Genomic DNA, 21,166 nt, shown 5'->3' on the forward strand with positions numbered 1-21,166 from the left:
ATATATAAATACATAACAAATAGATATCAAAAAAGCAGAACCATAAATCTATGATTCTGCTTTTTTATCTATCCCTATTTAAGATTATTACTATAGGTTTATTTTCTTATTTCAGTTACATTCATCTTAATTGCAGAGAATTTACACTTATCGAAACAAAGCCCGCAGCCAATACATTTTTCCTGGTCAACTTTATGCTTTTCTTTAACTGCTCCTTCAATACAAGCAACCGGACATACTCTTGCACAAGCTGTACAACCAATACATTTTTCTTCGATTACTTCAGCTTTCTTAACCTCTTTAATCTCATTTATTATTGCATTTGTTGGACACTTCATTGAGCAAAGTCCGCAGTTGATACAAAGATCTTTATCAATTTTAGCTAAGTTATTAGTTACTGTAATAGCCTTAGTTATGTTTCCGTCAGCATCTTTTACCTCTACTGGACATGCCTTCACACACATTCCACATGCGATACATGCTACAGTACAAGATTTTCTAGCTTGAGCGCCCTTATCTTTAGAGTTACATAGTACCGTTACTTTTTGATTTTCCGGCATCATCTCTATGATATTTTTAGGACATTCCTTCACACACTTAGTACATGAGATACATTTTTCCTCATTTATAACTGCAATTCCTCTTGCATTAATCTCTATTGCATCAGCAGGACATACTTTTACACAGTCTCCATATCCTAAACAGCCATGCCAGCATGACTTATCTCCACCAAAATAAAGGGTAGATGTAGCACATGTTTTCATCTCAGTATTAAGATCATATATCTTAGTTGTCTTAGAGTTATCTCCTTGACATTTTACTCTAGCCACCTGCTTTACAGCACTCGGGTCAGCACCTTCTCCACCCATAATAGCTGCTATATCATTTACAACCTGTGAACCACCAGGAGCACATAATGCAGGGTTAGCACCTTCTAATGCTACTGCTTCTGCATACCCTCCACATCCAGGGAATCCACAAGCACCACAATTGGCACCAGGTAATATATCCATTATTTTTTCAACATTAGGATCTATCTCTACCTCAAATTTCTTTGAAGCAAAGGCTAAGAATAGTCCCATAGTAAGACCTATTCCTCCTAATACTAATATAGCGTATATCATTTCTAACCTCCAAATCTATGTCATAGATTAATTATTTAAATTATATTTTCATCCCAGAGAATCCCATAAATGCCATAGCTAATAATCCAGCTGTGACAAAGGCTATTGCTACACCTTGGAATGGTTTTGGTACATCAGCATACTCTAATCTTTCTCTTATTCCTGCAAGTAAGATAAGTGCCATAGTAAATCCTATTGCTGCTGCCATACCGTTTACAACAGTTTCAATAAAGTTATACTTCTCTTGAATGTTTAAAATTGCTACCCCTAGTACTGCACAGTTAGTTGTGATAAGTGGTAAAAATACTCCTAAAGCCTTATAAAGGTTAGGTGAAGTCTTTTGTACTGCCATCTCAACAAATTGTACCAATGAAGCTATTATTAATATAAATGCTATTGTCTGTAAATATTCTAATCCAAAAGGAACTAATAGATAGTTTTGTACTACCCAAGTTACTGCTGATGCTAATGTCATTACGAAAGTAACAGCCATCCCCATTCCTATTGAAGATTCTACCTTTTTAGAAACACCCATGAAAGGACATATCCCTAAAAATTTAGCAAATACAAAGTTATTTATAAATATAGAACCAAATATGATTCCAAATAAATTTCCTAAATCCATCGATTATCCCTCCTTTTTCATCTTAATAAAATTTTGTGTCGCTATGATAAAACCAATTGTTATAAATGCTCCAGGTGCTAATATGAATATTAACGCCGGTTGGAATGTTGGAGGAGTCAATTGTAATCCGAAGAAACTTCCATTTCCTAAAATTTCTCTGATAGCACCTAATACTGTAAGTGCTAAAGTGAATCCTAATCCATTTCCAATACCATCTAATAATGAAGGAAATATTCCATTTTTAGAAGCAAAACTTTCAGCTCTTCCTAAGATTATACAGTTAACAACTATTAGAGGTAAGAATAACCCTAATACTGCATATAGATCTGGAAGGTACCCTTGCATTACCATCTGTACGATAGTTACTAAAGTAGCTATTACAATGATATAAGCTGGTATTCTAACCTTTGCTGGTATCAAGTTTTTTATAGCTGATATGATTACATTTGAACATGATAAAACTACTAGTGTTGCTAGTCCCATTGCCATACCATTTATAGCAGAGTTAGTTACACCTAGTGTAGGACATAATCCAAGTAATAATACAAATACCGGATTTCCTTTAATTAATGGATCTGTTAAAAGTTTTATATAATTATTCTTAGCCATTAGTTTTTCACCTCTGCTTCAAATGCTTTAGTTGATTTTTTTACTCCAGTAAATACAGCCATAGGAGATATTGTAGCTCCTGCAAAACCGTCTATACTTTTATCAAATTCATAAGATTCATCTCTACCAATCCAAAGAGCCTGCCAATCAGCATTGTCTACATTTGTTCCTAATCCAGGAGTTTCTGACTGCCCTGTAACCTTTAGACCAGTGATAGTTCCCTTAGTATCTAATCCTAATACGAAAGTTATCACACCAGAATATCCATTAGTTTTTACAGTACTTGCATACCCTACTAAATTTCCTGTAGCATCATAACCTGGAATAAATGTTTCCTCTCCAGCTGTTATCTCTTCTGATTCTTTAAATTCTGATGCCAATGGCATCACTTCTTTTCTAGCTTCATTTACTATCTCTTTGTTTATCTTTTCTATTTGTGGTGCAGTTATTGTATTTACACTAGATAATAGTCCAGCTGCAATCGCTGCTATTACTAATAATACAGCACCATAATGTACTAATCTATTCATTATTTTGCTACACCTCCAAACATCTTCGGTTTAGTGTATTTATTGATAAGCGGTACAACTCCATTCATTATTAAGATAGAGTATGCCATACCTTCAGGATATCCACCTTTAAATCTGATTAAAGTTACCAAAGCTCCTATTCCAAAGGCAAATATCATTTGACCTTTTTCAGTATATGGAGAAGTTACCATATCTGTTGCCATGAAGAATGCTCCTAAGAATAATCCTCCAGATAACATATGCATTATTGGATCTCCGCCGAATAAAAATGCTCCGACTCCTACAGTCCCTATTATAATAGCCGGTACTTTCCAGTTTACTTGTCCTTTATAGATTAAGTAAGCTCCCCCTAGTAGAAGGGCCAATGCTGAAGTTTCTCCAATCGTTCCACCCATTTTACCTAATAAGGCATTCACATATGGATTTCCTGCTGCAACTAGTGTTCCGTCTAATCCTCTTTTCATAGCATCTAACATAGTTGGTCCTGCCTGACCATCTAATACAAATGTTGTTATAGCTACAGGCCAAGACGCTTGAACAAACGCTCTACCAACCAATGCAGGATTGAATATATTATGTCCTAATCCACCAAATAACATCTTTCCTAATAGGATAGAAATTACAGATCCAACTATAACTATCCAATACGCCATAGTTACTGGTACAACGAATGCAAATAATATACCCGTTATAATTGCACTTCCATCTTTTATATCTATATCCTTACCCATTATTTTTTGCATAATTCCTTCAGTTGCCATACATGTTCCAACTGCAATCAAAGTAGTAGTCAGTGCCTGTATTCCAAATACATAAACTGCCATAAGTAATGCTGGTAATAGTGCTATTATTACGTCGTACATTACTTTTTCTACTGTTTCACTAGTTCTTACATGTGGTGAAGGACCCATCTTTAACAATTTCGCCACTTTTTTGCCTCCTAATTTCAATTAAATTTACTCTTCATATTTTACATCTCGATTTTTATTATATTAATTTAAATAATTATGAGATTCCATAAATAAGGAAGAATTATTTTCTTGGCATAGCTCTTAATTTAGCTTTTCCAATATTGATAGCTTCCGTCAACGGTCTGTTTGCCGGACAAATATATGAACAAGATCCACATGAGATACAATCCATTAATTTATATTTCCCCATCTCTTCCCATTGATTAAATTTAGCTAATTTAGCATACATAAGAGGCTCTAATCCCATTGGACAGGCTCCTATACATTTCCCACAAAGAATACAGTTTTTAGCCTTACAAGGATTTGTTTCTGCCGTTGTAAGAGCTAATAAACCAGATGTCCCTTTAACTACTGGTACGTCTTCAGAATGTTGAGCCATTCCCATCATAGGTCCACCCATAACAAGTTTGTCTACCTCTTCTCTCTCTACACCTGCATAATCTAACATATCTCTAAACATAGTTCCTATTCTAACTTTTAAGTTCATAGGCTTTTTAACTGCTTTTCCTGAGATAGTTACAACTTTTTCAATAAGGGGCATTCCTTTAACAATTCCTTCATATACTAAAGCTGCCGTTGCAGTATTTTGTACTACTACTCCTACAGCAGAAGGTAATTTTCCACTTGGAACCTCTCTATCTAAGATAGCTTTGATAAGCTGCTTCTCTCCACCTTGCGGGTATTGAGTTTTCAGAGGACAGACTTCTATACCATTATCCCCTTCACTAGCTTTTATCATAGAAGCTATAGCTTCTGGCTTATTGTTTTCAATACCAATCTTAGCATTCTTAACTCCTAAGACATGCATGATGATTTTTATTCCCTCAATAATTGATTTAGGATCTTCTAACATAAGTCTGTTATCTGCATTTAGATACGGCTCACATTCTGCTCCATTCATCACTAAAGTGTCGATAGTCACATCTTTTGGCGGGTTAAGTTTTATATGAGTCGGGAAACATGCTCCTCCTACTCCAACTATTCCTTTTTCTCTAATCATTGCAAGTAGGTCTTCTTTAGGTGCTGTTTTCCAATCTTTTATCGTTGTTAATTCTGCTAATTCTTCTTCTCCATCATTTTCAATAATGATAGTATTTACCTTTCCACTTAGTGGAAATGGTAAAAATTCAATTTTCTTAACTACTCCACTCACTGATGAATGAACCGGTGCTGACATAAAAGCTTCACTATCGGCAATTTTTTGACCTTTCAATACTCTATCCCCAGGTTTAACCAAGGCATTTAGTGGTGCACCAATATGTTGCAATAATGCTACATGTACCATCTTCGGTGCGTCAAAAGTTTGAATAGCTTCATTTTCAGTCTGTACCTTGTTTTCAGAAGGGTGAACCCCGCCTTTGAACGTAAACAGTTTCATCTACAAAACACTCCTTTTTGTTAATTTATATTTAATTATTTTTTTCGAAATTTGCCCTTAATTTTACCACAATTCGTTCACTAATACAACAATTAGTGTTGTGAATTAATTACTTTTCTCCTTTGAGACCCAAAATAACGTTTTTTCTCCATAAATATGTTAACTATAGCTATACAGATTTTTCACCCTAAAATAAGGTTTTATTATGAAATATAATACATTTTTTTGAACTTTTTTCATTTAAAATTTCATAGATTTCTTTGGCCTGTTTTATCTTCAATATTTTTTTCCTCAAGTCTCCTCCTATAGAAACTCCCAACTTATCTTTTCTATCCTCAATCAATATTTTATTTCCTAAAACTTCATCCACCCCCTTCAGTTCCTCTATATGACCTGGATCCCAAATAATTGTTTTTCGTTCCTGCATCAAAGAATATTTGATGGTATGAAGGGTGCCACCAGATCTACCTGTCTGCACCACAAAGATCCCCTGAGTCATCCCAGACTGGAGGCGGTTCCTCAAAATAAAAAATATAGACAAGTTAGAAGTTGTTGGTGGGAGTTCCGACATCAAAAATCCATTTTTTTCTAATATTCTTTCTGCTAATTCCCTATTTTTTTTAGGATATATAGGAGTTCCTAACCCCTGACCTAATATCGCCCCAGTTTTCCCATCTCCCTCAAGACTTCCCAGATGACCACACTCATCACACCCAAGGGCTAATCCGCTGATATTCCACCAATTGTTTTGGGCTAGCAAGACCCCCATCCTTTTAGCCACTTCTTGTCCATATTTTTTCTCTGGTTTTCGGCTGCCAATTATAGCTAAAGATTTTTCCAACTCATTCTCATCGGGAAAATAGCCCCTGTAAAATATCATAAAGGGAGGATCTTTCAACTCCTTTAAATTTTCAGGATAATTTTTAGAAAAATATCCTATATATTCTATTCCCTCTTTTTCACAGATCTCAAATTCCTCATCTATCTTAGATTTTAATCTTTCTAGGTTTAAAATCCCGTCTTTTGATAAAAAATATAAGAGTGTATTTTCTACTCTTTTTTCAGCCTTTATTCTGGGATTTTCCAACTTTAACAGATGCACTGATTCTAAAATTATTTTTTTTAGGGAGTTCCTCTCCAATTTAAATACATTTTGTTTTCTGTCAGCAGAATAAAAAAATAACTTATAAAGGATGTCGTGGCTTAATTTAGGAGCTGGATATCTTCCCTCTCAAACATCTGAATATATAAGTGAAAACAACATTAAGTCTCTCTTTTCGTAAATCACAAAATACCTCCTATCAACTCCTTCATACACATAGTCGTGATTTTTTTAACAATTATTGATAAAATTTTTATTAAAAACAAAATATAAGTATTTAATCAGTATTGTATATAACTTAAAAATCATTAAAAAACAAGCTTCTTTTTTATATTTATACTAAAATAGTATAAATAATAATCTTTTAATGAGATTTCTAATGTAATTATTTTATAAAAATCAAAAAAAAGGCTTTTGAAATAATTCCAAAAACCTTTTCAACCTATTTATTTTTCTCTTTCAATAGCACCACCGCATAGGATTTTACCCCTATTTCTTCTCCAGTAAATCCTAATTTTTCTTCAGTTGTAGCTTTTACACTTACCCTGTTTAATTCTAATTCTAATTCTTCAGCTAAATTTTTCCTCATCTCAACAATATAAGGTTTTAATTTCGGCTGCTGCATCACTATTTGAGAATCAATATTCACTATCTCAAAACCTTTCTCATCTATAAGTTTCTTGACATGATTTAATAGTTTTATGCTGGATATTCCCTTATAGGCCTCATCTGTATCTGGAAAATGCTGTCCTATATCTCCTAAAGCCAAAGCTCCTAATAATCCATCCATGATAGCATGGATCAATACATCTGCATCTGAATGTCCCAGCAATCCTTTTTCAAATGGTATTTCTATACCGCCTAATATCAATTTTCTTCCCTCTATCAATCTATGAACATCATATCCATTTCCTATCCTATACATAGTCTCAACCTACTTCCATTCATGGTAAATTTTTTCATAAAATTCTACTATTTCTTCTTTAGTTACAGTAGATGTCCCCATTCTTCCAACTACTACTCCTGCTGCTACATTAGCTATCTTTGCTGCCTCATGCCATGATGCTCCTGCTGCTGCTGCCAGTGTAAATACAGAAATAACAGTATCACCTGCTCCAGTTACATCATATACTTCCTTAGCAAAGGTAGGAATATTTATAATCTCATCCTCTAAGAATATACTCATTCCCTCCTCACTTCTAGTAAGAAGTAAGTTCTCTAAGTTTAATTTGGCTTTTAATTCTAAACCAAGTTTCTCTGTATCTTCTATCTTAGATAACCCCATACATTCCATAGCTTCCTTTCTATTAGGAGTCATAGATGTAGCTCCTATATAGTTTATGGCATTACTTGGTTTCGGATCTACAGTTACTATTATGTTGTTCTCACGTGCTATTTCAATAACTCTTTTTGCTAAACTAGGTGTAAGTACTCCCTTATCATAATCCGATAAGATTATGGCATCTAATTTATCTAAATGAGGCTTCAAATTTTCAATGATCAGTTCTTCATGGTATGGAGTTATATCTTTTTTATCTTCCCAATCCAGTCTCAATAACTGCTGGTGCTGAGCGATTATTCTCCTTTTTACTATGGTAGGTCTATCTTCTGCAATTACTACTCCCACTGTATTTATCTTTTCTTTCTTTAATTCATTCAATAACCTAGTTCCATTACCGTCATCTCCTATTACCCCAAAGGAATGACAGTTACACGAAAGAGCAGATAAGTTATTTAGGACATTGGCTCCACCGCCTAAAACAAACCTTTCCTCCTTTACATTCACTACAGGTACTGGAGCTTCTGGCGATATTCTTGTAACCTCTCCTATAATATAGTCATCTAACATCATATCCCCTATTACTGCGATTGTCATATCTTTAAATTTATCTAAAATATTTATTAATCTAGTTTTACCAACCATTTTTCCTCCCATGGATCACATTTTTTATGTACTATTAGTATAACATCACATCTGCATTTTTTCAATTTTAAAAACCGTGACAAACAACTGTCACGGTTCATTAAACTGACTATATTTATTTTTTAAAAATCATATCTCATACCTAATCCAACAGAATGATTTGCTCTATTATCTACAATGGGGGAATCTCCAATTTTATCCCCTACATACTGTATCTCCGCTAAACTAAATACTGAAAATTTAGGAGTAACACTGTATCTGATCGATACTCCTACAGCTGAAGCATATGCAAATCCATCAGGGTTATAAGCACTATCTATTTTATTGTTTCTAGGGTCATTTACCTCGTCTTCACTTACGCCAAAATAATAATTCACCATATTTTTATCCAATAAACTCAAGTTGATCTGTGGGATAATAAATAATTTATTTGTTATTACAAAAGGTCTCAATGCAGATATTTTTCCTGATCCTCCTCTTTGCCCTCCCCTTACTTCACCTGAAAGTTTTATCTTTTGAAAATTGGTATCATAATCCAATCTCAATCCAAATTCCACCTGGGTCTTTCTACTGCTTATCCCTTTATAGCCATCTTCCATATCGGAACTCTTTAATTGGGTTGTACCTATTGCCCCTGCAGTCCCTTGGAGCGTTATCCCTCCAAAAAGTTGTGAAAATCCAGTCAAAGTCAATTTTGAATTTAATTTATGGTTATAACCTATTTCAGCACCTTTAATATAAAGGTTTCCCCTTTCTAAAGTTATAAACGGTATATAACGCGGTTGTTTTTCGTCTATTTGGTAAAGGCTGGTCCCATACCCTCCTAAAAACCCTAAAGAAAATTTATATTTTGGCTCCGATTCCTTCGTCATTCTATCATTATCTGAAAAACTCAATACAGATAATAAGATAAAAACAACTAAAATTATTTTTTTCATAACGTTCCCTCCTCAATTTTAAACTCTCTTGTTAATCTTACCATATTAATCAAGATAAAATATAAAAAAATTAAAAAAGTTGACCAAACTACTTTTAATATAGTATAATTATTCTGTTAAAGATAATTAAAATTAAATATGCAACATCTTATTAAGAGAGACTGAGGGAATTGGCCCTATGACGTCCGGCAACCCCCATTTAGGGAAGGTGCTACATCCAAGCGATTTTAAGTCGTGAAGATAAGAGGAATAAAACATTCGACCTCTTATTGTAAAAATAAGAGGTTTTTTTATTTGAAAAAATATTAGGAGGAATAAAATGAAGTTAACTACAAAACATGTTGTAGCCATAGGAATAGGAGCAGCACTCTATGGTGTTCTATCTGCTGTATCACTGCCTATCGGGCCCAACACATCTCTTAGGATAGCAGTTACACTGCTTACTATATTTGGTGCACTATTCGGACCAGTGGTTGGATTTTTAGTGGGATTTATCGGTCATGCTCTAAATGATACCATGATGTATGGGGGAGTATGGTGGAGCTGGGTTATGCTGTCTGCTATGATAGGATTTTCCATGGGATTTATAAAACTAGATAAAAGTTTTGACCCTGAACACGGAATTTTAAATAAAAAACATATAGTTAAACTATATATATATGCAGTGATCGGAATGATCTTAGCGGGTCTTGCAGCCTATATTGGAGATGTATTCTTCTACGGTGAGCCTTCAAATAAAGTATGGATTCAAATCCTTATAGCCACAGCTTCAAACTTTGTTGTAACAGCTGGGCTGGGAATTCCTGCTGTAATTATGTTAGCCAAAAGAAAGGGCAAGCATAAAAACTTAACAGCTGAATAAAACTTAACTAAGGAGATACAAATGGGAAACGAAGCAAAAAAAATTATTGAATTTAAAAATTTTACATTTCAGTATAGGAGTTTAGGTACTCCAACATTAAAAAATATAAACCTATCTATACAGAGGGGAGAAAAAGTCCTCATTGCTGGTCCTTCTGGATCAGGTAAATCTACCCTGGGACATTGTCTCAACGGATTGATCCCATTTTCTTATGCTGGTGAGATCAGCGGGGGATTAAAGATAGACAATATAGAACCTCATAAAACCAGTATCTTCGATATCAGCAGTCATGTTTCTACCATCCTGCAGGATCAAGATGGTCAGTTTGTAGGCCTGAGTGTAGGAGAAGATGTTGCATTCAGAGACGAGAACAGTAATGTTAGTGTAGATATCATGAAACAAAATGTAATGACGGCTCTAAAAAAAGTGAACATGGAAAATCATATCTTCAAGAGTCCTCAAGAACTGAGTGGTGGTTTAAAACAAAGGGCTTCCTTAGCAGGAATAGTAATGAGTGAAGCACCTATTCTTCTCTTTGATGAACCCTTGGCAAATCTAGATCCTGCAAGTGGAAGATCTGCTATGAAATTGATCTCATCAGTCCACGAAAGATCCAATAAAACTATCGTTGTTATAGAACATAGGATAGAGGATGTTCTAGCTGAAAAATTTGATAAGATAATCATCGTCGATAACGGAATAATAGTTGCATCAGGTACTCCTGTAGAATTAATCTTAAACGGATCATTGAGACGTTTTGGACTGCGTGAACCTCTGTATATTGAAACTATGAGACATGCTGATATCAGTCTTAAAGACTTAGACATCTTAAATATAGAAAGTTTAAATATCCCAAATATCAAAAAAAGTATAGATAACTGGATAGAAAATGTAAAACCTAAAGTTACATCTTATAATGAAAAAATATTAGAAGTTAAAAATCTAACTTTCTCATATAATAAGAAAGACAACATCATTAAAAATATAAATTTTGATCTATACAAAGGAGAAATCATCTCTCTTTTAGGAAATAATGGAGCAGGTAAATCTACACTATCCAAGGTCATCACAGGTATCTGCAAAAAATCAACTGGAACTATCTCCTATAAAGGAGAAAATATAGATAGCTGGAGTATTAGAAAAAGAGGACAGGAAATTGGTTACGTTATGCAGAACCCAAATCATATGATTACCCAGGAAACCCTCTTGGATGAGGTAAGTTTTGGATTAAAACTCCGTGGATATAAAAAAGATGAGATCTTAGAAAAAGCAGAAAACACTCTAAAGATCTGCGGGCTGCATGCCTTTAGAAATTGGCCTATAACAGCTCTCAGCTATGGCCAGAAAAAAAGACTGAGTATCGCTACAATCTTAGCTCTAGACCCTAGTATCCTTATCTTAGATGAGCCTACAGCTGGACAGGATTATAAACATTATTTAGAATTTATGCAGTTTATAGAAAACTTAAGCAAAACCGGATTAAGTATCATTTTTATAACCCACGATATGCACCTGGCCCTGGAATACAGTAACCGTGCCATTGTCTTATCCAATGGAGAAATTATCTGTGACGATACAGTTTCAAACGTATTATCTCATACAGAAATTTTAAATCAGGCAAATTTGAAGAAGATATCTGTTTCAACATTAGCACAAGTACTTAATATAGATGAAAAATTAATGCTGGAAACTTTTATAAATCATGATCATAAGGAGATGGTATAAGTGACTACAACAGGAACTTTATATATCGATAAAAAGTCTCCAATCCATTCTTTAGATGGAAGTATAAAACTCTTAATGTTATTAGTTTGGACAGCTGTAGCCTTTCTGTTTACAGACATCAGAGTATTTTTAGGACTTATCTTAGGTGGAGCTTACATCATAAGAATGGCAAACATTACATTTAAAGAAGTTAAACCATTGGTAATATTCTTACTAATATTTACCCTCTTTAACTCTTTATTTTTGATCTTAATAACTCCTGCCTATGGTTCGGAACTTATAGATCAATATACACCTATATTTAATATTTTAGGGAGACCCCTTACCTATGAAACACTGTGGTTTGCAATAATGCTATCTCTAAAATATCTATCTATACTGCCTATAACCATCATATTTATCTTCACTACCCATCCTAGTAGGTTTGCAAGTAGTTTAAATAAGATCGGTGTTTCATATAAGATTGCCTATGCAGTCAATATAGCCCTCAGGTATATCCCTGATGTCAGAGATGAGTTTGTAAATATTATGCACGCTCAAGAAGCTCGTGGAGTAGCCTTTAGAAAGGGAGAAGACAGTCTTATAAATAGATTTAAAAACTATAACACCATCCTTATTCCCTTGGTTTTATCCTCGTTAAACAGGGTAGAAGTAGTCTCAAATGCTATGAACCTACGTGGATTTGGATCTGAAAAAACCAGATCTTGGTACAATGGAAAAAAATATGGTAAATTTGATTTCTTAGCCGTTGCACTCCTACTAGTAGGAGCAGTTGCAGGAATTTTAATAAATAAATTTTATCTCAGCGGATTTTGGTATCCATTTTAAAAAATTATCGTAATTAACATATATATTAATATATTAGGAGGAATAAACAAATGACAAACAAAACTTATTTCACATCTGAGTGTGTATCACCAGGACATCCAGATAAGATCGCAGACCAAATTTCAGACGCAGTATTAGATGCTTGTTTAGCAGAAGATCCAAAATCAAGAGTAGCTTGTGAGACTTTCTGTACAACTGGACAAGTAGTAGTTGGAGGAGAGATCACTACAACTACCTACGTAGATATCCAAACAATCGTTAGAAACAAAATCGATGAGATCGGATATAGACAAGGGATGGGATTTGATTCAGACTGTGGTGTATTAAATGCAATTCATTCTCAATCACCTGACATCTCTCAAGGTGTAGACACAGGTGGAGCCGGTGACCAAGGAATCATGTTCGGAGGAGCAGTAGACGAAACTCCTGAACTTATGCCACTAGCACTTGTTTTATCTAGAGAGATCATCAGAAAGTTAACTGCTATTACTAGAAGCGGTGAATTAGCATGGGCTAGACCAGATGCTAAATCTCAAGTAACATTAGCCTATGATGAAAACGGAAATGTTGATCATGTAGAAACTGTTGTTGTTTCTGTTCAACATAACCCTGAAGTTTCAAATGAAACTATCAAAGAAGATATTATAAAACTAGTTATCACTCCTGTTTTAGAGAAATATGAATTAGATGTAAAAAAAGTAAATCACTTCCATATCAACCCAACTGGTAGATTTGTAATTGGTGGGCCACATGGAGATGCAGGACTTACAGGTAGAAAGATCATCGTAGATACATATGGTGGATTCTTCCGTCACGGTGGGGGAGCATTCTCTGGAAAAGACCCTTCAAAGGTAGATAGATCAGCTGCTTATGCTGCTAGATGGGTTGCAAAAACAATCGTAGGAGCTAAATTAGCTACCAAGTGTGAAGTACAACTTTCATATGCAATAGGAGTAGATCATCCTACATCTATCAAAGTAGATACTTTTGGAACTGGAACTGTTGAAGAAATTGCATTAGCTCAAGCTACAATGAAGATTTTCGACCTTTCACCTAGAGGAATAGAGGGAGCCCTTGAACTTAGAAATCCTAAATTCAAGTATCAAGATTTAGCTGCCTTTGGACATATTGGTAGAACTGATATCGATCTTCCTTGGGAAAGATTAAACAAGGTAGAAGAATTAAAAAAAGCATTAAATATAGGATAATAAAAGATGACCTCTGTATCAGAGGTCATTTTTTATTATCTATTCACCCATCTATATTTTTTCACTAATAATCAATATATATCCAATAATAAAATCTTAACAAATAAAAAAAAGGAGATAACCAAACGGTTATCTCCTCTCTATATAAAAGTTGTTGAACTCTTACATCTGTGAATAAGATACACTAATTACTTAGTAATGTTTCCTACTACACCTGATGCTACTGTTCTTCCACCTTCTCTTATTGCGAATCTTAATCCTTCGTCCATTGCGATTGGATGAATTAATTCAACAGTCATTTCGATGTTGTCTCCAGGCATTACCATTTCTACTCCTTCAGGTAAATGTACTGCACCAGTGATGTCAGTTGTTCTGAAGTAGAATTGTGGTCTGTATCCTGTGAAGAATGGAGTATGTCTTCCACCTTCTTCTTTAGTTAATACATATACTTCTCCTGTGAAGTTTGTATGTGGATTGATTGTTCCAGGGTGACATAAAACTTGTCCTCTTTCTACGTCTTCTTTCTTGATTCCTCTTAATAATGCTCCGATGTTATCTCCAGCTTGACCTTGGTCTAATAACTTTCTGAACATTTCTACACCTGTACAAGTAGATTTGATTGTATCTTTGATTCCTACGATTTCAATCTCTTCTCCTACTTTTACTACTCCTCTTTCTACTCTTCCAGTTACTACTGTTCCTCTACCTGTGATAGTGAAAACGTCCTCTACTGGCATTAAGAATGGTTGGTCAATTGCTCTTTCTGGAGTTGGTATGTATGAATCTACCGCTGCCATTAATTCAATTATTTTGTCTACCCATTGTTGCTCTCCATTTAATGCTCCTAATGCAGAACCTATTACTACTGGAGAGTCATCTCCGTCGAATCCGTATTCAGTTAGTAATTCTCTTACTTCCATCTCTACTAATTCTAATAATTCTTCGTCGTCTACCATGTCAGCTTTGTTTAAGTATACGATGATGTAAGGTACTCCTACTTGCTTAGAAAGTAAGATATGCTCTCTTGTTTGAGGCATTGGACCGTCTGCTGCTGAAACTACTAAGATAGCTCCATCCATTTGTGCTGCTCCTGTGATCATGTTCTTAACATAGTCAGCATGGCCAGGACAATCTACATGTGCGTAATGTCTGTTTGCAGTTTCATATTCGATATGAGCTGTGTTTATTGTGATTCCTCTTTCTCTTTCTTCTGGTGCTTGGTCGATGTTTGCGAAGTCTACTGCTTTAGCTAATCCTAAATCAGATAATACTTTTGAGATCGCTGCTGTCGTTGTTGTCTTTCCATGGTCTACATGACCTATTGTTCCGATATTTACATGTGGTTTACTTCTGTCAAATTGCTCTTTTGCCATTGTTAAAGCCTCCTAAAAATTTTAATTTATTTTTGAATTTATATTATGACCCCATGGCCTAATTCACTGTTTTAAAAAAAAAATCCACACCCTTCCCTTAAATATTTAGTTTAAGAAATTTGTGCAGTTTTAAAAAATGGTGGTTGGAGAAGGATTTGAACCTTCGAAGGCTGAGCCGGCAGATTTACAGTCTGCTCCCTTTGACCACTCGGGAATCCAACCACGAGTATTTTATATCTCTCACAGAGATACGATTAATTATATAAAAAAATACAAATTTTGTCAATTATTTTTTTTTAAGATTTTATATAGATTTGATCATTTTCAATAACTATTTTTACCTTACCTTCTTTTTGTAGAATATTTAAATATTTAAACAACTCTACTTCGTTTCTTTGGAGTAATTCAACCATCTCATCGATACTATATTTTCTTTTAGTAAGCATATTTAAGATTAGTTTTTCCAATTTTTCACTGTATTTGGGAAGTTCTTCCCTAGATGTATATTTTTTTATAATTTCCACAGATTTCAAACCCGAACTTATAAAATAATCCTTAATTTCAGACAACCTTTTTATAGTAGCTGGCTTTACCTCTCGTACAGCTCCAGGTCTAGCCAAAGTATTCAATTGAATTGTAGTTATTTTTTTATCTTTGAGATATTCTACAAATTTTTCTAGCTCCTTCACGCCATCGTTTATTCCCTCTACTATAAAGATCTCTAGATACACCTCTTTTTTAGTTACAGATAAAAATTCAGTCATCCCATCTAAGATATTTATAGCAGATAAACCTTCGATAGGCCTGTTCATCCTTTTAAATACATCTTCTGATATTGCATCTAAAGATGGAATGATTAGATCTGCTTCTTCTAAAGATTCCCTTACATCTAAATTATTTAGAAGACTGGAATTAGTTATAACTGCTATTTTACCACTATATATCTTTCTTACTTTTTTGATTATTGTACCTAAATCTTTATTTAATGTTGGTTCTCCACTTCCTGAAAAAGTTATATAATCGGGAGTCAAATTCTGTAATACATCTTCAAGTTCCCCTATCAATCTATCTATATCTATATAGCTATCTCTCATATTATAAAATTTAGTTGTAGATCCACATTCACAATAGATACAATCCAAATTACATGTTTTAGCCATAACCAAGTCCACACCTAGAGAAACTCCTAATCTTCTAGAAGGTACCGGTCCAAATATATATTTATACACTCTTAATCCCCCTTTTTTACAGTTTCATCTTTCCTAATACCAATGAATATATAGTTGATGCTAATTTCAATGGATTGTGTCTTACTGTTTCATTTTCACTTATTTCTATGAGTGGTTCCTGAATTATTTTAAGAGAATATTTTTTTAGATTTTCCAAATCTATCTTTATCTCCTTAACATCCTGTTCCTTATATTTTGCCAAAATATTATTTGGAATTTTTTTACTATTTACTATGACAGAATTAAAAAATTCTTCTCCCACATGGGAATATATAGCTTTTATATGGTCTCCCACACTATAACCTGCAGTTTCTCCAGGCTGTTCCATAGCATTGGATACATATATTTTATGAGCATCTGATTTTAATACAGCATCTCTTATTTCCTCAATGATTAAATTCGGCATAATACTTGTATAGAGACTTCCAATCCCAACTATCACCATATCGGCCTGTTCGATAGCTGATACAGTTTCCCTGACTGCCTTAGGTTTTTTATCAAAATACACTTTTTTTATTTTTTTATTGACAGCAGGTATCTTAGATTCTCCCATTACTATCTGACCATCTTCCATCTCTGCAATTAGAGTACAGCTGCTAGAAGTAGCCGGTAATACCGTTCCCTTTATATTCAACACTTCATTTAGTGCCTTTATTCCATCGACTATGTTACCTTCCATATTTATCATGGCCGTCAGCATAAGATTACCTATTGGATGGCCGGCCAGATCACTGGTTCCGCCAAATCTATAATTTAGGAGTTCCTCTCCCTTACTTTCAAATTCACTCAGTGCTATCATAACATTTCTTATGTCACCTGGTGCCGGAATATTAAATTCTGTTCTGAGTCTTCCAGAAGATCCACCGTCATCTGCCACTGTAACTATAGCAGTGATATCTAATGGAAAATATTTTAACCCTCTCAATAAGTTAGAGAGACCAGTTCCACCACCTAGTACCACTACCTTTGGTTTATTTTTCATAAGTCACCTCTTTTTTATTTTACCCATTACAAGTATAGCACAAGATTATTCTACTCTTATAAAAAATTATATATAAAAACAAGAGATAACTAAATTTAAATTTAATTACCTCTTGTTTTATATTTTCATTCTACTTTAATTTTTTAATTACTTTAACTCTTCTAATAAACTTCTATTAGATTTAATCATTGTTTTCACCATTAATTTATTGATAATTTGATACCATTTGTAAGTCATACCTTCCATACCTTTAACAGAATCCACTACCATTTTCTTTAAAAATTCTAATTCATCAAAACTCATCTTGATCTCAGTTATAGCTTTTTTATTACATTCAGCTTTTAAGTATGTTAAAAAGTCTAAAACACCTTTCATTTGAGGATTATTTTCAGAACCCATTTGTTTTTGAATCTCTTCTACAAATTTACCTAAAAACTTTTTATTATGTTTAGAGATCTTTACAGTATATTTTCTTTTTCCTTTTCCTATTCTCTGCATAGCATTTTGGATACCCATCATACCTGACATATTTCTCATTTGCATTCCATTCATATTTTGCCCCTTCATATTCCCTCCATTATTTCATCTTCCCGATTATTTTTTCTATTTCTATTTGTGTGATGTGACCCTCTCGTAATATCTTAGGAGTACCTCTCATATCGATTATAGTTGACTCTACCCCTTTAGGTGTTTCATTATCATCTACCACTATCTCTACTCTAGATTTTATCTCTTCACTTAGTTCTTCATATGATCTAGGGCTAGGTTCCCCTGATATATTAGCACTTGTAGTAGCTAGTATTCCCCCACAGCTTTCTATAATTTTTATAGATATTTTATGATTTGGGATTCTTACTCCTACACTAGTACCATTAGATACCATGTTAGAGGGGATTATCCTTTTCTTATCTAAAATTATTGTCAAGCCACCGGGCCAAAAATTTTCTATTAATTTTTCTATTTCTTTTCTATTGAGCTCATTTATTACAGCGACTTTTTCCACATATTTTTTATCGCTTAAAAGAGCTATTAAGGGAGATTTTTGATCTCTTTCCTTCACTTCATAAATCCTATCCAATGATTCTTTCATCTCAATACTTGCCCCCAATCCATACACTGTATCGGTTGGGTAAATTATCAGGTCTCCATCAGCTACCATATTTGAAATTTCTTCATAATTTAAATTACTGCTTTCAAATAATTTTTTCATAACTACCTCTTTTTTTATGACATTTATTTAACATTTTATCATATTTTCTCAATTTTCTCAAGATGAGTAAAAAAAAAGGAAGTCCGGAGACTTCCTTTTTAAATTATTGTTTTATTTCAAATAATTCACTTATTGACTTATGTTCAATTACTCTTTTTATTCCTTCTGCAAATAATTTATCGATAGATAAAATCTTTACCTTAGATATTTTCTTTTCTTCAGGTAGTTCAATAGAATCAGTTATGATTATCTTCTTTAGCGGAGAAGCTTCTAATCTTTCTATTGCTGGCCCAGAAAATACTGCATGTGTACAACAAGCGTAAGATGCTACTGCTCCCATATCCATGATAGCCTGTGCTCCATTAGTGATAGTTCCTGCTGTATCGATCATATCATCTATGAAGATAGCTGTTTTCCCTTCAACCTCTCCTATTATATTCATGATTTCTGACATATTAGGTTTTGGTCTTCTTTTGTCGATTATAGCTATTTTACAGTTTAACCATTTAGCTAATTCTCTAGCTCTTTTTACCCCACCGATGTCTGGAGATACTACTACTACGTCATCTCCTTTTAATCCATGTTCAATAAAGTTTCTCGCTAAAAGAGGTAATGCCTTAAAGTGGTCTACCGGTATATCGAAGAATCCTTGGATTTGGTTTGCATGTAAATCCATAGTCATTACTCTTGTTGCACCTGCTGTTGTAAGTAAATTTGCAACTAATTTAGATGTGATTGGTTCCCTTGGGCTGGCTTTTCTGTCTTGTCTTGCATATCCATAGTATGGCATAACTACAGTTATTTTAGCCGCTGAAGCTCTCTTTAATGCATCGATAAATATCAATAATTCCATTAAAGATTCATTTACAGGTATTGTTGTTGGTTGAATTACGAATACATGACAACCTCTAACTGGTTCGTTGATCTTAGTAAGAACTTCTCCATCTGCAAATCTAAGTACTTCTGATTTTCCTAAAGGTACTCCTAAATGTTCTACAATTTTATTTGCTAAACTAACATTTGATGTTCCAGTAAAAATCTTTACATCTTTGACATTTTTAATCATGGTTATTTAGTCCACTCCTTCTTAATAAACTGCTTTCCTCTAGCCACTGCTAATGCTCTAGCAGGTACATCCTTAGTAATTACCGATCCTGCTCCTATCACTGCTGAATCCCCTATATTTATAGGTGCTACTAATTCTGTATCACTTCCGACAAATACATTTTTCCCTATTACTGTTTTATGTTTATTAACCCCGTCATAGTTACAAGTTATGGTTCCTGCTCCTATATTGGTCTTTTCACCTATTTCAGCATCTCCTAAATATGTCAAATGCCCGGCTTTAACGCCTTTTTCTAATGTACATTTTTTAGTTTCAACAAAGTTTCCTATATGTACCTCTTCTTTTAAGTGGGTTTTAGGTCTTAGATGAGCAAATGGTCCTATAGTAACTCTATCTTCTACTATTGATTCTTCTATTACTGAAGATTCTATCCTTACATTTCCGCCTATTTTAGAATCTATTATTCTAGTATTTCCTATGATCTCTGTATTTTCTCCAATAACAGTTTCTCCACAAAGAACTGCTCCTGGATAAACAACTGTATCTTTACCTATCTTTACGCTATCTTCCACATATGTAGTCTGTGGATCTATTAAAATTGCTCCTTCTTCCATGAGAGCAATGTTTTTTCTCATTCTAAGTACTTTTTCTGCTTGAGCCAGCTGAACTTTAGAGTTAACTCCTAAGATCTCCTCATTATCCTCTAAGATAAAACTTTCCACTACTTCTTTCTGCTCTACCTGAATTTTTATTACATCAGTCAAATAATATTCCCCTTGGGCATTATTATTATCCATCTTAGATAGTGACTCAAATAACTTTTTACTGTTAAATACATATACACCTGCATTTACTTCTTTTATCGCCTGAATTTCAAAATCAGCTTCTTTTTGCTCTACTATGGCTTTTACAAGACCATCTTTTTTTACTATCCTTCCGTATCCAAAAGGATCTTCATAGACAGATGTTAAAATAGTTGTAACTGCCTTGGTAGCTATATGTTTATCATAAAGTTTTTTTAGTGTTTCTGATCTCAATAGTGGTGTATCTCCACACACTACCATTACATCTCCATCATAGTCCTTTAATACATCTTTTGCCATCATTACTGCATGCCCTGTACCTAACTGTTCCTCTTGAACAACATAGGTATTTTCTTCTCCTGCATTTTTCAAAACAATGTCTTTTTTATGACCTAATATTAATATGTTTTTTTCTACTTTTAATTCATCTAATATATTAATTATTTTTTTTACCATTGGTATTCCGTTAACTTTGTGAACAACCTTTGGTAAGTTAGAATTCATCCTTGTACCTTTTCCTGCCGCTAATATAAGTGAAACTAATTTCATCCTTCATCACCCCTCAGTTCATTACCTAGAAGTATAGCATATTCGTCAGAATTTTTCAATTTTTTAAGAACTACTTTACATTTCAGTATTTTGATCAACCACACTCTATTTATACTTAAATAATGATATC

The 21,166-nt window shown here is 33.9% G+C and carries 21 protein-coding genes, 1 tRNA gene and 1 riboswitch; of the genes, 4 read left to right on the forward strand and 18 right to left on the reverse strand.

Annotated elements, in window-relative coordinates:
- Nucleotides 1-98 precede the first annotated feature (98 nt).
- The 10 genes from K337_RS0111475 to K337_RS0111520 form a co-directional block, all read right to left on the reverse strand.
- The gene (locus tag K337_RS0111475; RefSeq protein WP_037029374.1) at nucleotides 99-1,124 is read right to left on the reverse strand and encodes an RnfABCDGE type electron transport complex subunit B; all 1,026 of its coding nucleotides are present in this window, start codon (nucleotides 1,122-1,124) and stop codon (nucleotides 99-101) included.
- Nucleotides 1,125-1,164: 40 nt separating this feature from the next.
- The gene (gene rsxA / locus K337_RS0111480) at nucleotides 1,165-1,749 is read right to left on the reverse strand and encodes an electron transport complex subunit RsxA (protein WP_028856740.1); all 585 of its coding nucleotides are present in this window, start codon (nucleotides 1,747-1,749) and stop codon (nucleotides 1,165-1,167) included.
- A gap of 3 nt (nucleotides 1,750-1,752) precedes the next feature.
- A complete protein-coding gene (locus K337_RS0111485; protein WP_028856741.1) occupies nucleotides 1,753-2,358 on the reverse strand; it encodes an RnfABCDGE type electron transport complex subunit E in 606 nt (201 codons plus the stop codon).
- Nucleotides 2,358-2,891 (reverse strand): RnfABCDGE type electron transport complex subunit G, encoded by a 534-nt coding sequence (locus K337_RS0111490; protein ID WP_028856742.1) that lies wholly within the window; start codon nucleotides 2,889-2,891, stop codon nucleotides 2,358-2,360. The genes K337_RS0111485 and K337_RS0111490 overlap by 1 nt, the downstream gene beginning before the upstream one ends.
- Complete coding sequence (locus K337_RS0111495; RefSeq protein WP_028856743.1) at nucleotides 2,888-3,817, reverse strand: RnfABCDGE type electron transport complex subunit D; 930 nt, start codon at nucleotides 3,815-3,817, stop codon at nucleotides 2,888-2,890. Before K337_RS0111495 ends, K337_RS0111490 begins: the two co-directional genes overlap by 4 nt.
- Nucleotides 3,818-3,920: 103 nt before the next feature.
- Nucleotides 3,921-5,237, reverse strand: coding sequence for an electron transport complex subunit RsxC (gene rsxC / locus K337_RS0111500; RefSeq protein WP_028856744.1), 1,317 nt, complete (start codon nucleotides 5,235-5,237; stop codon nucleotides 3,921-3,923).
- A gap of 187 nt (nucleotides 5,238-5,424) precedes the next feature.
- Nucleotides 5,425-6,324, reverse strand: coding sequence for a DNA-processing protein DprA (locus K337_RS18365; RefSeq protein ID WP_169712886.1), 900 nt, complete (start codon nucleotides 6,322-6,324; stop codon nucleotides 5,425-5,427).
- A gap of 457 nt (nucleotides 6,325-6,781) precedes the next feature.
- A complete protein-coding gene (gene ispF / locus K337_RS0111510; RefSeq protein ID WP_028856745.1) occupies nucleotides 6,782-7,264 on the reverse strand; it encodes a 2-C-methyl-D-erythritol 2,4-cyclodiphosphate synthase in 483 nt (160 codons plus the stop codon).
- 9 nt (nucleotides 7,265-7,273) lie between these two features.
- A complete protein-coding gene (gene rfaE1, locus K337_RS0111515; RefSeq protein ID WP_028856746.1) occupies nucleotides 7,274-8,263 on the reverse strand; it encodes a D-glycero-beta-D-manno-heptose-7-phosphate kinase in 990 nt (329 codons plus the stop codon).
- Nucleotides 8,264-8,385: 122 nt separating this feature from the next.
- Nucleotides 8,386-9,201, reverse strand: coding sequence for a MipA/OmpV family protein (locus K337_RS0111520; protein ID WP_028856747.1), 816 nt, complete (start codon nucleotides 9,199-9,201; stop codon nucleotides 8,386-8,388).
- A 145-nt stretch (nucleotides 9,202-9,346) separates the two neighbouring features.
- Nucleotides 9,347-9,448: riboswitch (SAM riboswitch) on the forward strand.
- Between the two features lie 72 nt (nucleotides 9,449-9,520).
- Here K337_RS0111520 and K337_RS0111525 point away from each other — a divergent pair.
- From K337_RS0111525 to metK, 4 genes are read left to right on the forward strand one after another with little or no spacing between them, the layout of a single operon-like run.
- The gene (locus tag K337_RS0111525; protein ID WP_037029375.1) at nucleotides 9,521-10,063 is read left to right on the forward strand and encodes an ECF-type riboflavin transporter substrate-binding protein; all 543 of its coding nucleotides are present in this window, start codon (nucleotides 9,521-9,523) and stop codon (nucleotides 10,061-10,063) included.
- 21 nt (nucleotides 10,064-10,084) lie between these two features.
- A complete protein-coding gene (locus K337_RS0111530; protein ID WP_037029376.1) occupies nucleotides 10,085-11,788 on the forward strand; it encodes an ABC transporter ATP-binding protein in 1,704 nt (567 codons plus the stop codon).
- Nucleotides 11,789-12,616 (forward strand): energy-coupling factor transporter transmembrane component T family protein, encoded by an 828-nt coding sequence (locus K337_RS0111535; RefSeq protein WP_028856750.1) that lies wholly within the window; start codon nucleotides 11,789-11,791, stop codon nucleotides 12,614-12,616.
- A gap of 50 nt (nucleotides 12,617-12,666) precedes the next feature.
- Nucleotides 12,667-13,824 carry a methionine adenosyltransferase gene (metK, locus tag K337_RS0111540; RefSeq protein ID WP_028856751.1) on the forward strand — a complete coding sequence of 386 codons (1,158 nt, stop codon included), beginning with the start codon at nucleotides 12,667-12,669 and terminating at the stop codon, nucleotides 13,822-13,824.
- Between the two features lie 188 nt (nucleotides 13,825-14,012).
- On the opposite strand, the gene tuf is transcribed toward metK, so the two are convergent.
- The 8 genes from tuf to glmU form a co-directional block, all read right to left on the reverse strand.
- Nucleotides 14,013-15,197 (reverse strand): elongation factor Tu, encoded by a 1,185-nt coding sequence (gene tuf, locus K337_RS0111545; protein ID WP_028855024.1) that lies wholly within the window; start codon nucleotides 15,195-15,197, stop codon nucleotides 14,013-14,015.
- A 137-nt stretch (nucleotides 15,198-15,334) separates the two neighbouring features.
- Nucleotides 15,335-15,419: transfer RNA gene (locus K337_RS0111550), tRNA-Tyr, on the reverse strand.
- Between the two features lie 74 nt (nucleotides 15,420-15,493).
- Nucleotides 15,494-16,426, reverse strand: coding sequence for a radical SAM protein (locus tag K337_RS0111555; protein WP_028856752.1), 933 nt, complete (start codon nucleotides 16,424-16,426; stop codon nucleotides 15,494-15,496).
- Nucleotides 16,427-16,442: 16 nt separating this feature from the next.
- The gene (locus K337_RS0111560) at nucleotides 16,443-17,408 is read right to left on the reverse strand and encodes a gluconeogenesis factor YvcK family protein (protein ID WP_028856753.1); all 966 of its coding nucleotides are present in this window, start codon (nucleotides 17,406-17,408) and stop codon (nucleotides 16,443-16,445) included.
- Between the two features lie 147 nt (nucleotides 17,409-17,555).
- Entirely contained in the window at nucleotides 17,556-17,975 is a 420-nt protein-coding gene (locus K337_RS0111565) for a hypothetical protein (RefSeq protein WP_028856754.1), read from the reverse strand.
- A 10-nt stretch (nucleotides 17,976-17,985) separates the two neighbouring features.
- Entirely contained in the window at nucleotides 17,986-18,636 is a 651-nt protein-coding gene (locus K337_RS0111570) for an L-threonylcarbamoyladenylate synthase (protein ID WP_028856755.1), read from the reverse strand.
- Between the two features lie 85 nt (nucleotides 18,637-18,721).
- Nucleotides 18,722-19,684: a ribose-phosphate diphosphokinase gene (locus K337_RS0111575; protein ID WP_037029377.1), complete on the reverse strand. Its 963-nt coding sequence runs from the start codon at nucleotides 19,682-19,684 to the stop codon at nucleotides 18,722-18,724.
- Between the two features lie 2 nt (nucleotides 19,685-19,686).
- The gene (gene glmU / locus K337_RS0111580; RefSeq protein WP_028856757.1) at nucleotides 19,687-21,036 is read right to left on the reverse strand and encodes a bifunctional UDP-N-acetylglucosamine diphosphorylase/glucosamine-1-phosphate N-acetyltransferase GlmU; all 1,350 of its coding nucleotides are present in this window, start codon (nucleotides 21,034-21,036) and stop codon (nucleotides 19,687-19,689) included.
- Between the last annotated feature and the right edge of the window lie 130 nt (nucleotides 21,037-21,166).

Source organism: Psychrilyobacter atlanticus DSM 19335, assembly GCF_000426625.1.
GTDB classification, from domain to species: Bacteria; Fusobacteriota; Fusobacteriia; order Fusobacteriales; family Fusobacteriaceae; genus Psychrilyobacter; species Psychrilyobacter atlanticus.

Bases quoted from the DNA above. Each gene is read 5' to 3' on its own strand.
- K337_RS0111475 (WP_037029374.1), bottom strand. From the start codon at position 1,124: ATGATATACGCTATATTAGTATTAGGAGGAATAGGTCTTACTATGGGA.
- rsxA (WP_028856740.1), bottom strand. From the start codon at position 1,749: ATGGATTTAGGAAATTTATTTGGAATCATATTTGGTTCTATATTTATA.
- K337_RS0111485 (WP_028856741.1), bottom strand. From the start codon at position 2,358: ATGGCTAAGAATAATTATATAAAACTTTTAACAGATCCATTAATTAAA.
- rsxC (WP_028856744.1), bottom strand. From the start codon at position 5,237: ATGAAACTGTTTACGTTCAAAGGCGGGGTTCACCCTTCTGAAAACAAG.
- ispF (WP_028856745.1), bottom strand. From the start codon at position 7,264: ATGTATAGGATAGGAAATGGATATGATGTTCATAGATTGATAGAGGGA.
- rfaE1 (WP_028856746.1), bottom strand. From the start codon at position 8,263: ATGGTTGGTAAAACTAGATTAATAAATATTTTAGATAAATTTAAAGAT.
- K337_RS0111520 (WP_028856747.1), bottom strand. From the start codon at position 9,201: ATGAAAAAAATAATTTTAGTTGTTTTTATCTTATTATCTGTATTGAGT.
- K337_RS0111525 (WP_037029375.1), top strand. From the start codon at position 9,521: ATGAAGTTAACTACAAAACATGTTGTAGCCATAGGAATAGGAGCAGCA.
- K337_RS0111530 (WP_037029376.1), top strand. From the start codon at position 10,085: ATGGGAAACGAAGCAAAAAAAATTATTGAATTTAAAAATTTTACATTT.
- metK (WP_028856751.1), top strand. From the start codon at position 12,667: ATGACAAACAAAACTTATTTCACATCTGAGTGTGTATCACCAGGACAT.
- tuf (WP_028855024.1), bottom strand. From the start codon at position 15,197: ATGGCAAAAGAGCAATTTGACAGAAGTAAACCACATGTAAATATCGGA.
- K337_RS0111560 (WP_028856753.1), bottom strand. From the start codon at position 17,408: ATGAAAAATAAACCAAAGGTAGTGGTACTAGGTGGTGGAACTGGTCTC.
- K337_RS0111565 (WP_028856754.1), bottom strand. From the start codon at position 17,975: ATGAAGGGGCAAAATATGAATGGAATGCAAATGAGAAATATGTCAGGT.
- K337_RS0111575 (WP_037029377.1), bottom strand. From the start codon at position 19,684: ATGATTAAAAATGTCAAAGATGTAAAGATTTTTACTGGAACATCAAAT.
- glmU (WP_028856757.1), bottom strand. From the start codon at position 21,036: ATGAAATTAGTTTCACTTATATTAGCGGCAGGAAAAGGTACAAGGATG.